The sequence below is a fragment of the Nodularia sp. LEGE 04288 genome (assembly GCF_963896525.1).
GTDB lineage: Bacteria > Cyanobacteriota > Cyanobacteriia > Cyanobacteriales > Nostocaceae > Nodularia.
Map to the genome: position 1 here is coordinate 1 of NZ_CAWQOY010000021.1, position 13,401 is coordinate 13,401.

Consider the following 13,401-nt stretch of genomic DNA (forward strand, 5'->3'; position numbering starts at 1 on the left):
TTGCTTTGCACGCGAGGGATACTTTTGTATATAATCAAAGATACTAATCATTTAATTAGATGTTGGTAGAAGGTCAATTTTACTTTCTACCATTTTTTGTACCCAAATCATATTCCGGACGTGTCTAATAATTAAAGAGAAATTACGCGGGTTGGGGTATGGCGGATAAGTTATCACCGATGGATGGCTATGATGACTTTTTACAAGAATTAAAAGAACGCATACGCAGCGCCCAAGTCAAAGCCGCTTTGTCTGTAAACCGTGAGTTAGTCTTACTTTATTGGCAAATCGGGCGCGAAACTATCATCAGACAGCAGCAGCAGGGATGGGGTGCAAAAGTTATTGAACGTCTCGCCAGAGATTTAAAAGCAGCTTTCCCAGATATGAAAGGATTCTCAGTACGGAATCTTAAGTATATGCGGGCTTTTGCTGAGGCTTACCCAGATGAGCAAATTGTGCAGCAGGCTGCTGCACTAATTCCTTGGTTTCATAACTGTGTAATTTTAGATAAAGTTAAAAATAAATTTGAGCGTGAATGGTACATACAAAAAACTATAGAAAATGGCTGGAGTAGAAATATATTAGTACATCAGATAGAAAGTGGGTTATATCATCGCCAAGGAAAGGCGACTACTAACTTTGAAAATACCTTACCCAAACCACAATCAGAACTAGCGCAACAATTATTGAAAGACCCTTATAATTTTGACTTTCTCAGTTTAGGAAAAGAAGCGCTAGAACGGGATTTAGAAAAAGCTTTAATCGAACATATTCGTGATTTTCTCTTGGAATTAGGGGTGGGTTTTGCCTTTGTTGGCAGCCAATACCACTTAGAAGTGGGGAACCAAGATTTTTATATAGATTTATTATTTTATCATCTGCATTTACGCTGTTATGTAGTAATTGATTTGAAGATTTTAAACCAGAATTTTCGGGGAAGATGAGTTTTTATGTTTCGGCTGTCGATGATTTATTGCGTCACCCAGATGATAAACCAACAATTGGCATGATTTTATGTAAGACGAAGAATCAAACAATTGTAGAATATGCTCTGCGGGAAATGAATAAACCAATTGGAGTTTCTACTTATCAACTACGGGATACTCTACCAGAACAATTGCAAGGAAGTTTACCCACAATTGAGCAATTGGAGGCTAAACTAGAGGCTTTATCTATAGAAGCTGAGGATGAAGAATGATTTAAAATTAGGAAGTGCCTAATTTGCCAGCATGGAGAAAATAAACTCACGCTAGGGCGATATGTGGGGGCAGAGGCAGTTTATGATGAGGTGTTTAATGATAAACAAACAATTTGATTTGATTAATAAAAGTGATATTGATGCCTTAATTTATAACGGTGTCGCTGAGAACCGAACACTTGAATAATGAAACTCTTATGGTGTAGGCATCTTGACCGCTTGTGTACCTCATAACACCGAGAAGTGCTGTAGTAATTTCTTATTTTATTGCCAATGGATGAGATTTCCATGATAAATGAAATATTCAACATGATTGATATAAAACTGATTAATTACTAGAAAATGAATAAATATAAAAAGAATAAAAGTAAAAAGTTAATTCAAGAATTAGTAAATCTGGAATTGTCTGAATATAAAAAACATAGAAATAAGCTAAAAGAAGGAATTATTTTATATAGAGACAATCCTAATACACCTAAAAAAGCATTGCATATTATAAGACAAGCAATAAAACTCTGTGAGAAAATAGATAAATCTAATATAGATTCTATTTTTCTTTTTGAAATTGGATGTGGTTATACAATACTAGGAGAACATCGAAAAGCAATTGATTATCTTCAGGACTACCTAATCATTGCAATAAAAACAGACAATCATGATATGCAGGCACGCGCGTGTCACTTTTTAAGTGAATCTTACCGTTCTCTAGGAGAATTCAATAAAGCTATAAAGCATGAACAACACTTTTTACGTATTAGCAAAGATTATAAATATCTTGAAGGTGAAGCAACTTCTCTCAATAATTTAGGTAAAGATAATAATTCGTTAGGACTGTATGAACTTGCAATTGATTATCTTCAGGAATCTTTAACAATTGCACAAGAAAATGGATATCAAAAATGTGAATCTGCTGCTCTAAGTAATCTGGGTGATGCTTATTATTATCTAGGAAAATTACAAAAAGCGATAGATTATTATCAGCAATCTCTCATTATTGAAGAGAGAATTGGTAATCGTAGAGGAGAAGCTTTTTCTCTTGGTGCTTTAGGTAATGTTTACGAAGATTTAGGGGAATATGAAGAGGCTATAATTCGTTATGAAAAGTTCTTTAAAATTACACAAGATATACGTGATGAAAAAGGAAAATTAAATGCACTCCTTGGTTTAGGTAATACTTTCTCTACTTTTGGTGATTACAATAAGGCAGTTAATTATTATCATGAGAGTTTAGAAATTGCCCAGAAGATAAAAGATAATCAAGGGGAAGCTGATTCATTGGTTGGAATTGGCAATTTCTATGTTAATTGCGGAGAATATAGACTAGCCATTGATTTTTATCAACAATATTTAATGATTACACAGAAGATTAATGATCGTAAAGGTGAATTAATTGCCCTTTGTAATTTAGGAACTACTTACTCTTTGTTAGAGGAATTTAAACTAGCAATAACATACTTTCAAAAATCTATAGCAATTGCAAAAAAAAATGGTAATAGTATCGAACAAGGAAAAATTTTTAATAATTTAGGAGTTATTTTTTTTAGAATTAATCAGCTAACAAAAGCCCAAAAAGTCTTATACAATGCAATCCATATTTGGGAAAGTGTTCGTTTAGACTTAGTTATTGACACCCATAAAATATCAATTTTTGAAACTCAGTCATTTACATATTTAATATTACAAGAGGTATTAGTTTCTCAACATAAAATATTGGAGGCTTTGGAAATTTCTGAAAGAGGACGTACCAGAGCTTTTGTAGAGTTATTAGCAAAACGATTAGCAGCAAAACCTTTAGATTCTATCCAAAAATTACACTTAAAAGAGGCAATTAATCCCCCCAGTATTGATACAATTAGGCATATCACAGAGCTTCATAAGTCAACAATTGTTGAATATTCGATTATTTATCGAGAAAATCTCTATACTCTCTATATTTGGGTAATAACACCTATAGGTGAAATTACTTTTCGCCAGGTTGACCTACAACCCTTGCTGGAAGACGGTACATCTTTAGAAGAAATATTAGAAGAAGCTCGGAGCAGGATTGCTAATAACTCTTGGCCGAATGATGCTCAACCTTTCGCACACCAGCTTTATCAAGACTTGATTCAACCCATTTATGATTTACTTCCAACCGAACCCAATCAACCTGTTATTTTTATTCCCCATAAGCAGCTATTTTTGATTCCTTTTCCAGCATTGCAAAATAAGGCTAATGGTAAATTTTTAATCGAAGACCATACCATACTAACAGTTCCTTCTATCATGACGCTGAACTTAACTCATCAGCAAAGAGAACGATTACAAAACGGGGATTTAGAGGTGAGAGAAGATTTTATTGATGCTCTTGTAGTAGGAAATCCAACGATGCCAATAGATCCAGACTCTCAACTACCGACACCCTTTAAACCATTACCGTATGCTGAAGAAGAAGCAAAAGAAATAGCCTCATTACTTAATACAGAAGCTTTAATTGGCAATAAAGCTCTTAAATCAGATATTTTGCAACAAATGCCTAAAGCAAGGCTGATTCATTTCGCTACTCATGGACTATTAAATATCAATAAATTAGTAGTACCAGGAGCTATAGCTTTGGCTCCATCAGGTGATGATAGTGGTTTATTAACCTCTAGCGAAATTTTAGATTTAGATTTAAATGCTGAATTAGTTGTTCTGAGTGCCTGTGATACCGGAAGAGGCATAATTAATAGTGATGGTGTAATTGGCTTGTCTCGTTGTTTGTTTCTCGCTGGTGTTCCAAGTGTAATCTTATCTCTTTGGGAAGTTCAAGATAGTTCAACTAAGGTGTTGATGATTGAATTTTACCGAAATCTTCACAGAGGTATGAATAAAGCTCAAGCTTTACGTCAAGCAATGTTAATAACAATGCAACAATATCGTAATTGTCCGAATATGTGGGCTGCATTTACTCTCATCGGTGAAGCTGAATAAGGGGTAAAGACAAGAGACGCGCAAAATTTATCACGATGTAAATTTTTTGTAACAAATTCAACGCGATGCCTACGGCGAGCGAAGCTATCGCCTTTGTCTATATGAGAGAACAGTATGCTGAGTAAAGCTTTCAGCCTAGTGAACGCTTCGCGCTTATCTATCCCCATTTATAAAATATTGTTGTAATACCCCAAGACGAGTCGGGATGGTGACATCCCGGCTTAGTTTAATCGTTTTAATGGCTGTTCTGAAGCCAAGATGAAAACTCTGATGGAATAGCAATACCTAATCCAAATGAAACTGTCTTAAAAATAGCTTGTGCTTGTTGATCTGCGGAAAAGGTGTTTGCTTCAGTTAATTGTTCTTCTATTATCTTAGGTGAGCGGAAGCGGAACCGCATTTTCTCAAATTTAGTTATCCAATAGGTTGAGAGAAACGGTAGAACAATACGCAGATAGGTTGGTGAAGAGGGTTTGAGGGAAATATACATACGGCGTACAACATACAGATGTACTCTTAAAGCATTTTCGAGCTTGACATCACTTTGCAATGATGCACCCAAATAACTTATAGTCCAAAGCACTTCTAGAAATGCGTTCTCACCTTGAGAAACAAAACTATTTCCAAGATTTAGTAATTCACTGAAAGATGCTTTGTTTGAATAGATATTCTCAAACAATCTTGCTACTGTATTCCAGTCTTGATCAACGGATGTAACACCAATTTGATGACATATTGCTGCAACTGCTGTTCCCTGCTCATAAGCAACAGTTGGCTGATTAACTAAGATATTACTTAAGTGAAAAGCGATTGGTATCAGTGCCATTACTGCGGCCTGTTGTTCTGCCTGCTGCCATAGCTTGTTAGGTTTTTCACCCAGAAAAGTTTCTGGATTGAAATCAAAAATTAAAGTTTCTCCACCATCTTGTCTATGTTTTTGAATTCCAATAAGAACAGTTCCTGTTTCTAAAGCAAGGTCTAAAGCCTCAACATAACGACTCTCTAGTATCATCTGTGGTACTATCTTCTCAGCAAGCACAGGTAAAGTGAAATTTTGCTTGGTTTCTCGGATAATGTCAATTCCTCTTATAGCCCATTTAATAGCCTGTGCATCTTTATCAACTGCTTCACCATATCTTGCTATCTGTGCTACTAAACCACTTTCTAAGGCAATAGAGTAAGAAGTTGCTAAAGTTAAATCATAGTTAAAGAAAAATGCTCTATGAGGAGCCACATACGGTTTACCTTCTGCGGTCATACTAGGTGGAATCCCATTACTTACCAGGGAAGTAAGGTATCCAGAAAAATAACAAAATCTGACAAGAAGTTCCTTCCAATCGTCCGTGTTTGTCTTGATAGCAAATAAATGTTCACAGGCTTGTTCCCAAGCATCAAAGGCAGATACTAAGTCATCAGCAAACCAGTAAGCAATTGCCAGTTCGCCTAACGCCCTTGCTAAATTCTCTTCTAGAATTTCCTCTGAGCTTTTGATTAAGTTGACTGCTTGTTGAGCATACTGAATTGCACTCTGTGGATTAGTGTTGCCAATAGCAAAACTTATATTAAGTAATACATCTAATTTAATGGAAGGATATGCGTCTGTATCCTGTTCCTTTGCTTGATTTAACCAAATTAATGCTTCATTATTGCGCTGTGCATCTAAGCAATGCCTACCTATACATTCTTGAATCAAAAGTAAAGCCCGTTTATCACTTATACCGTGAGACATAAATGTTGCCGCAACAGTTACAGCAGCTTCTAAAGTCTTACAATGTTTTGATAAAATTTTAATCTGTACGCGCGTTATACATCCGAATAGTAATTCCAATCCCAACTGACGAACCTGATTCGCTTCTTCTTCAAGAGCATTAACAATTACTTGCCACTGTTGTTGATCTTGAGGTTTGGCTACTTCTAACTTATATAAATTATCTAGTAGCACTAAACAAACTTGTTCAGCCCAATCAGAAGCAAATGCACGGTATCTTTGATTAATAGAAAGTTGCTTAACTGTTTCAAACCAATCATGAAAGGATTCAATGGTAGTTACTCCCAGTGCAGTCATCCAAATTAGTTGTTCTGCTTGAGTCTCTTGAGGTAAGATTAATTCACTTCCATCCGGTAAATGCGCTTGCGGTAGAAATTGCAAACTGGTCAATAAATAATGATTGGCCAAAATAGGGGTATTTTGAGAAAGTGCCATGCTTGCACACATTGCAGCTCCAACAACAGAAAAAGCCTCTTTTTCTGTTGCCTGTTGTAGAAGCATGTTAAAGTCTTGCACAAGATATGAAATATTTTTACCGTACTTATGGTTGACAAATATCTGAAGTCCTCGCAAGAGTATACGAATATTCAAATCCATTTGGCTTGGCAGTGATGTATCAGTCCAAATAGCAACTATCCACTCCTCATCAACCCAGATATCTGTGTGGCTCATTTCTCCAAGAGCAAACAGCAGGATATTTCCAGCACGATTAAATGCTTCAGCCCTACAGAAATGAGTGAATGCTCGTAATACGTCTATTTGGTTTAATTGGTGTTTTTGAACAATCTGATCTCCGAGCCATAAATGGCATAACCTTTGTGTGCTTGGCAATAAGTCGCTGCCACTTAGTCTTTTAACTAGAGGCGATAAAAGTAAGCGATTATTAGCATCACGCTGAATCCACAGTCCACTCAAAACATTAAGCTTTTCGCGCGGATGTCGTATAACTGGTTCAATAGATGCAAGACCTTGTACATCATCTAATGAGAAATCATTGTCTACCAAAGTAATTCTGTACAAAAGTTCTCTAGTTTCTACGTCTTCAATAGAAGATAATAATCTATCGATTGTTTCACTATTTAATTCTTCCGCATAACTGCTTTTAAATAATCCTTCTAGTGCTTCTTGGGTAAACTGCCAGTTCCGTTCAAATAAATATTTTGAGATTGCATTAATAAATAGAGGATGTTTGTGAGCAAGAGCATTTACGAAATTCGCAATCTGTGAGGCAAAAGAAGGAGACGCTCCATAAGCTTGAAGTACCTCACATACCTCAATTTCGGTGAAAAGTGGGATATTTAGTTCATACAATTGTTGACCAATAAGTGACACAAGACCAGTTGGCAGTGAGTACGCACTAGTTGATAAAAGCTTAATATGATAAACATTACATGCTCTTGCCAGTTGAACGAGTCGTTCTGACAGTTCATTGCTATTTGAAAAACGTGGCAAGTCATCAAGAACAATCATCGCTCCATTGCCAAGTCTTTCACAAAGTTGGCAATACCATTCGTATCTATTGCTTTGTAGTGGCAAACTTGTTAATTCTTCACATACTACATCTAACCGAACACATGCTTGCTCTACAGTCAGATCACGAAATCGAATCCAAGCAGAACATGAGTTCAAAGCTTGAGCAATCAAAACAGCAAGTTGTGTTTTCCCTGAACCGATACTGCCATATATGGCTATCCAATTATGGTCTTTAAAAAAATCAAGTATTGAATTAACAGTTTCCTGCCTATTACTCAAATTTTCAACCAAAGGGGGAATATCAAGGATTGGCTTTGCAACAGTGTAACTAATGACAGCACTGATATCCTGCTGCTTGGTAATATACTGGATTTGGGAGTTAATGAATAATTGCGATGAGATAGAAGTCCCTTGTGATAAGCTATGCTGACTAGAATCGCTTAGAAAATTGCGCTGCCAATCTGTGGGAACAAGAGTTTCAATCTGATGAATAAAAGATTCAAGCGTTTGAGAGTTTTCTAATCCTAGTAAGCCGTTATCATTTAAATTCTCTAAAAATCGGCAAATCTCAGTTTTACCTTCAAAAATTAAACGATTCAGCAGTTCAGAAAAGAATACAAGGTTATTACCTTCTAAAGAGATATAATTACCTATACTGTCAAAGCCTGTAATATCCAGAAGAGCCTGACGCTCCCGAACTGTGCGAGCATTTGGTATGTGTGCTAAAAATCTTAAAAGTTGGGACTTAAGCGTCATGAAAATTCCTCAGCACCAATAATGCCTGCATATTCAAACGTTTGCAGCCTTATAAATAGCTCCAGCAACTTTTCGCTCATTTAAAAGAAGGCTTATGAGTCACTGGAGTTGAGACTTCAAGTATCTAATTGGTTGCTAAATTCACCATTTCTTTAATCTCTGAGGGCAAATCCGCTAAAATTTTCTCTACTAGTATACCTTCGTTTCTAAAATAACGTCTCTGGCTTGTGGGTTCAGGGATATTACCACCCGCATGATGAAGGGCAACAACCTCCCATCCATCGTTTAATACTGGCGATCCAGAAGAACCATTCAGTGTAGAGGTTACATACTGCACCACATTGCCTCCAACATACTCAACAAAATTGTTTTGGAAGGAAATTTCTTTGGGTCGTCCTGTTGGATGCTGAATGATGTTCACTCGCTCTCTGCGTTTGATATTCCTTGATAATAAAGGCAACCATCCCCATTTCTGCCCAGGTGAGCCATCAAGCTGAACTAGCGTATAGTCTAGATCCTGATTAGTATGGAACAATCCACCAAACTTTGCATGATATTCTAAACTAGGCTGAGAACGTCCCCAAAAATCATCTTCGTAGTTAAAGCGAAATATAGAATTTAATAATAAATCTGAACTTGGCAAAACGTGATTATTCGTGAGCAATAAATCTTCAGCTACTAAAAAGCCTGTCCCTGACCAACGTTCATAACCAGACTGGACTCCAATATAAGCAACCGAGCGCGCTACTTCCAGTCCTCTTTGTAAAAAGGCAATGGGGCGTAGCGTATTCTCACCAATAATCTTTTCCAGCACATCTGCTGTCGTTTCTCCACCTCTCCACTGACCAATATCAGGAAGTGCAGCGATCGGTATCATCATGTCATACTTTGTTAGCAATCCATCAAGGAATTCTTGCTGCTGAACCCCTACAAAGGCCTTGAGAGTGTTGAGAAATAATCCTAGTGCCTCATGATTGTAGGTCAACCGCCCATACTTTGATAGATAGCTAACAATTTCATTCACTGCTACAAAGGAAGCACCCGACAGATCCATCATGGGTGCCAACTGCTTTAGACCAGCCAATTCCAAGATTTGTAGGCGTGACCGCTCTGTTGCTAACTCTGGTAGTTCCTTAAGCAAGGTAATTAGTTGTTTGAGATCTTCGATATCTAAATTGATCATGGGGATTGCTTCTGCTCCCTAAAAATTTCCTATGTGCAGTAACGAAATCATACTAAATCTTTTTGTATTCTGAAAAAATTTGCACCCTAAGCATTGTAAAATAAAACATTTTGTTTTGATTTGCACTTCCATCTCATACAATGAAATATCCCACATTCCACACTTCGCTTTGTATTATACAAATAATACAATACTCACGGTGAATGGTTGTTAAATAGCGATCGCCAAAGGACAATAATTCATATATTTAAATACTGAATAAAATCAATAGATTTTGTTATTTTTGTCGAAACATAAACGGATAACAGATTGAAGTGCGGAATGTGGGTTACGCCACAGAAAACCTTATCTGGCTAATATTCTCGTCAGTTCTCTGACTCCTGCTACATCTCTCCATAGTAGTGTTAACACCGCCGCCATCATCAATGGTAGATTCAGTATCCTGTCTCTGAATCCTAGTTTTCAGTAGTAATTTTCTTGGTTCGTAATCGCTGGTGTCAGTAATCTTTCCAACTGCTCGGCTATTACTTCATCTTCCACCATTGGTCGCTGTTTCTTGTTGGCGTAGTCCCTATTGGTTTTTCGGCTGCTGGTCATGGCTATTCTCAACCGCTCAATTACTTGTCTAGATTGAGTTTCCCACCTTTTTTGACCAGGAGCTTATACCACCCTTGATTATTTCCCCTTTTTCCTAACTTGTCACCAATGCTCTAAAGTCCAGATCCACAGTAAACGAAAGTGCCAAATTGTGGAATTGGTATCATTTTAAATCTCGTCAAAACTCGCCACTGTTTCAAAGCCTGATACTACCTCTATCCTCTTGGCGAGTTTTACACTGTCGCTATTTGGCGATATTTAAAATAGCTGATTAATGTACTCATCCAGGTCACTGCGTTTAATCCGCCAACCTTTACCAATCACTTTAGCTTTTAGTTCAGAAGATGCGATCGCATCCTTGAGAAATTCTCTAGACAATCCAGTTAACGCCTGTGCCTCTGCCATCGACAACAGTAACTTATCTGCTACTGGTACTTTGGGCTGATTGTCATTCGTACTCAGCAGCCCTTCAATGATTGATGAGAGCTTATCAATTACACCAATCTCGCCAAATTCCGTAATCTCGCCAGAGGTTTTCACCAGTTTTTCTGTTCCTGGCTGATGCTCTGTCGCAATTTGGCGAGATTCAAAGGCAGGTTTTACAGTCGGTTGGTTTAATTCTTCCTTAAATGCTTCCAGTTCGGAGGAGTCAAAGTTTGCAGTCGGGCGAGTTTTTCCTTTCTCATACTTAACACTGATTCGCCCCTGTTGTACATAGCGCTCTAGCGCTCGAACACTGACACCAAGAAAATCTGCTGCTTCTTGTTTGTTCATGAGATTACCGCCAAATATCGCCAAATTATATCATGCCATCTGGCAGTATTTGGCGGGGTTAGAACATGATGGGGTAGCGTGCTAAACTAACTCCTTAGCTCGTTAGCAGGAATCGTCAAAGGTTGGACTTTTTGTCGCCGCTTTCCTTTAGTGGGTACAAAACGAATTTCAACAGCGTAACCAGCCCCTGAAGCCAGTTTAGCTAAAGTTTCAAATTTAGGAACCTGTTTACCAGATTCAATCCGAGCTAGCTGTGGTTGTTGAATACCAACCAACTCAGCAAAATCACGTTGATTTAAGCCACTAGCTTTTCTCAGAGCAATTACTCGCCTTGCAAACTGGAATTCCGTTTCCAGTGCTTCATATTCAGCTTTTACCTCTGGATCTGCTAGGACTTCATCACGGATAGAATCCCAGGAAATTGTGTTATTCGTCATTGTTTTTGACTCTTCTTGGTTTTATTGCCTTTTAAAAGAGAAGCCTTTTCTTGTTGAATTTTCTCTCGTTCTACAAAGTCCTTCATTCGTTCTTTAGCCAATTTCAACTCTTTTCTGGGGGTCTTTTGAGTTTTTTTTTGAAACCCGTGAAGCAAGATGAACTGCTTGCCAGTGTAGGCGAAATAAATTACGCGATAGATGTTTGTGTCTTGTTCTGCTCGAATTTCATAAAGCTTGTCCTCAAGATGCTTGACGTGTGGCTCTCCTACAGCTACCCCTTGTTCCTTTAAAAGGTCAAAAATATGACCAAGCCTAGCTTTTACCTTTGCATCCTGTTCTTTAAACCAATCTAGTACTGGAGATTCCTCATTGGCAAACTGATAAAACTCAACTTTCCACTCACTCACTTAATTGACTCTTCTGATAACGCTAATGTTATCATAGCTTTTCACTCTTATTCAACAGCCTTAAAGCTTTGAGTTAAACACTGCCCATTGCTTGGGACTGATTGCCTCAATTTCAGCCTTTCGCTGCTGTACTTCGCGGTTATCGTTGTCTGTGCGATTACCTCCGGCAGAGCGTAGTCCATCGCCCTTGGTCAAACTATGGGTTTTAGCAATTTCACTAGATGCTATATCTACCCGCTTTTTCATGATTTCAAACTGCTTTTGTGTAGTCACTCGCCATTGGTCACGAGCGATGGCATCCAGCTTTTTACAGAGTAACAATTCAAACCGGGTATCAATTACACCCAACTGATTTAAATGGTAAAGTTTGTCGCCACATTCGCACAGCTGACAGATAGGAATGCGATCGCGGTTATAGTCATAATTGGGAACAACTAACCTGACTAAGTGCGGCTGAATCTTCCCAGTATCCTGGCAACAATAGCATTTCCAAGATGGCTGCCAAATTTCCTTATCCCCTGTCTCCTGTTCTGCACGGACTGGTAACGGCTCAAATTGTGGAAAATCTTCAATCATCATTCCTCCCTCAACCAGCTAAATTGCTTTGTCTCCCGGCACCATTTCACAAATTCATACTTTTCTGAATCGCCTGCAATGAACTGCAAGGGGTTGGCTGTCTCCTCAATAATTGCCAGCCAGTCACAGGTGCGCGGGTCATTCTCCCATTTAGAGACTTGCGCCGGGGGCGTTTTTCCCTTGGACTTGTACCACTGGCGTGATAATTCCTGCCAGTTCATCTCTATCCAACGTCGGGTAAGTGTAGGGGGATTTGGTAACTGCGTGGCCTTCTGTTCCCCAAATATCCAAAATTCCTCTCTCTCTGCTTCTGAGAGAGAGTCTTTAAAGTCTGAATAAGTCTGAATAGTCTGAAAGAAGTTGGAACCTTTACCCTGAGCAGGTTCTAGAGGTTGATTTTCTGGGATTTCAGAATATTTTCTGGGATTTCAGAATCCATTCTGGGATTTCAGAATCCATTCTGGGATTTCGGAATGGATTCTGGGATTTCGGAATGGATTCTGGATTCTCAGAATCTTGCTGTTGTTGAGAATCAATAGTTGAATCTTGTTGACAAAATTCAATGATGATCTTGCCACTATTAATTAAAATCACCCCCTGGTCTTTGAGCTTGGCAAGGGCTTCATAAACACTACTTTGGGGAATCTGCCAACGCTGGGCTAATTTTTGAGGGAAAATTTCAATAGGGCGATCGCAGTAAGGATTTTCAGAACGCAGCGCCAAATGCACAAAGGCCGCATTATTAATCAGCTTGGCTTTGTGTAGTGCTATCAGTTCCGCTTTTTGGAGTGGGTAAAACTCACCTTTAACTTTTCCGTTGGCATCTCTTTCAGGTTTCGGTATCATACGAGTAGCTTCCATAGGCTAGTTAATGAGTCCCCAATCAGCGCAAATGCTTGGGGAGCTTGTTTCTCGGTATTTAGGCAGCACAAAACAGGGGTAACTACCCTTGTGGTTAGATATCAGTTTGCAAATATACACAGCCAAAACAAGATTTGTGTATTTGCAACAATTATGCGAAATCACCAGCAAGTATTAATAGATGCTGTAGTAAATACGGTTATTGAAAGGGGCATGACTGACAAAAATAAGGTGTAGGGTGTGGGGGGATAAAGAGAAAATTGTACTTTTGTACACCCTAAACCCCATACGCGAATGGCACTAAGATAAGCCGAAAGCAAGTTGAGATAAGAGTTTAAAGGATTGAGAGTTATAAAAAACGGGTGGAGTAAGGAAAAGGATTTAATTCGCGGAAAGTTTCCGCGAATTAAATTTCCATA

At 38.2% G+C, this 13,401-nt stretch carries 10 protein-coding genes and 2 pseudogenes; 2 read left to right on the plus strand and 10 right to left on the minus strand.

Annotation, left to right across the window (positions count from 1 at the left end; all coding sequences use genetic code 11):
- Nucleotides 1-179: 179 nt before the first annotated feature.
- A pseudogene (locus AACX33_RS01685) lies at nucleotides 180-1,198 on the plus strand (PDDEXK nuclease domain-containing protein).
- A gap of 342 nt (nucleotides 1,199-1,540) precedes the next feature.
- Nucleotides 1,541-4,150, plus strand: a complete 2,610-nt coding sequence (locus AACX33_RS01690) for a CHAT domain-containing protein (protein WP_227789387.1) — start codon at nucleotides 1,541-1,543, stop codon at nucleotides 4,148-4,150.
- A 235-nt stretch (nucleotides 4,151-4,385) separates the two neighbouring features.
- On the opposite strand, the gene AACX33_RS01695 is transcribed toward AACX33_RS01690, so the two are convergent.
- The 10 genes and pseudogenes from AACX33_RS01695 to AACX33_RS01740 all read right to left on the minus strand — a co-directional run.
- Nucleotides 4,386-8,147 carry a hypothetical protein gene (locus AACX33_RS01695; protein WP_227789388.1) on the minus strand — a complete coding sequence of 1,254 codons (3,762 nt, stop codon included), beginning with the start codon at nucleotides 8,145-8,147 and terminating at the stop codon, nucleotides 4,386-4,388.
- Between the two features lie 124 nt (nucleotides 8,148-8,271).
- Nucleotides 8,272-9,330, minus strand: a complete 1,059-nt coding sequence (locus AACX33_RS01700) for a trypsin-like peptidase domain-containing protein (protein ID WP_227789389.1) — start codon at nucleotides 9,328-9,330, stop codon at nucleotides 8,272-8,274.
- Between the two features lie 348 nt (nucleotides 9,331-9,678).
- Nucleotides 9,679-9,873, minus strand: a pseudogene (locus AACX33_RS01705) (IS4 family transposase); the annotation flags it as partial.
- A 312-nt stretch (nucleotides 9,874-10,185) separates the two neighbouring features.
- The gene (locus tag AACX33_RS01710; RefSeq protein WP_227789390.1) at nucleotides 10,186-10,701 is read right to left on the minus strand and encodes a helix-turn-helix domain-containing protein; all 516 of its coding nucleotides are present in this window, start codon (nucleotides 10,699-10,701) and stop codon (nucleotides 10,186-10,188) included.
- A gap of 86 nt (nucleotides 10,702-10,787) precedes the next feature.
- A complete protein-coding gene (locus AACX33_RS01715; RefSeq protein WP_227789391.1) occupies nucleotides 10,788-11,138 on the minus strand; it encodes a helix-turn-helix domain-containing protein in 351 nt (116 codons plus the stop codon).
- A complete protein-coding gene (locus AACX33_RS01720; RefSeq protein ID WP_227789392.1) occupies nucleotides 11,135-11,545 on the minus strand; it encodes a type II toxin-antitoxin system RelE/ParE family toxin in 411 nt (136 codons plus the stop codon). The genes AACX33_RS01715 and AACX33_RS01720 overlap by 4 nt, the downstream gene beginning before the upstream one ends.
- Nucleotides 11,546-11,605: 60 nt before the next feature.
- The gene (locus AACX33_RS01725; RefSeq protein ID WP_227789393.1) at nucleotides 11,606-12,124 is read right to left on the minus strand and encodes a hypothetical protein; all 519 of its coding nucleotides are present in this window, start codon (nucleotides 12,122-12,124) and stop codon (nucleotides 11,606-11,608) included.
- Nucleotides 12,121-12,342, minus strand: a complete 222-nt coding sequence (locus AACX33_RS01730; protein WP_227789394.1) for a hypothetical protein — start codon at nucleotides 12,340-12,342, stop codon at nucleotides 12,121-12,123. Before AACX33_RS01730 ends, AACX33_RS01725 begins: the two co-directional genes overlap by 4 nt.
- A gap of 187 nt (nucleotides 12,343-12,529) precedes the next feature.
- Nucleotides 12,530-12,967, minus strand: coding sequence for a hypothetical protein (locus AACX33_RS01735; RefSeq protein WP_227789395.1), 438 nt, complete (start codon nucleotides 12,965-12,967; stop codon nucleotides 12,530-12,532).
- 176 nt (nucleotides 12,968-13,143) lie between these two features.
- Nucleotides 13,144-13,401: hypothetical protein (locus tag AACX33_RS01740; protein WP_227789396.1), on the minus strand; the 258-nt coding region annotated here is incomplete at its 5' end.

Coding starts and splice junctions, on each gene's coding strand:
- AACX33_RS01690 (WP_227789387.1), top strand. CDS start 1,541: ATGAATAAATATAAAAAGAATAAAAGTAAAAAGTTAATTCAAGAATTA.
- AACX33_RS01695 (WP_227789388.1), bottom strand. CDS start 8,147: ATGACGCTTAAGTCCCAACTTTTAAGATTTTTAGCACACATACCAAAT.
- AACX33_RS01700 (WP_227789389.1), bottom strand. CDS start 9,330: ATGATCAATTTAGATATCGAAGATCTCAAACAACTAATTACCTTGCTT.
- AACX33_RS01710 (WP_227789390.1), bottom strand. CDS start 10,701: ATGAACAAACAAGAAGCAGCAGATTTTCTTGGTGTCAGTGTTCGAGCG.
- AACX33_RS01715 (WP_227789391.1), bottom strand. CDS start 11,138: ATGACGAATAACACAATTTCCTGGGATTCTATCCGTGATGAAGTCCTA.
- AACX33_RS01725 (WP_227789393.1), bottom strand. CDS start 12,124: ATGATGATTGAAGATTTTCCACAATTTGAGCCGTTACCAGTCCGTGCA.
- AACX33_RS01730 (WP_227789394.1), bottom strand. CDS start 12,342: ATGAACTGGCAGGAATTATCACGCCAGTGGTACAAGTCCAAGGGAAAA.
- AACX33_RS01735 (WP_227789395.1), bottom strand. CDS start 12,967: ATGATACCGAAACCTGAAAGAGATGCCAACGGAAAAGTTAAAGGTGAG.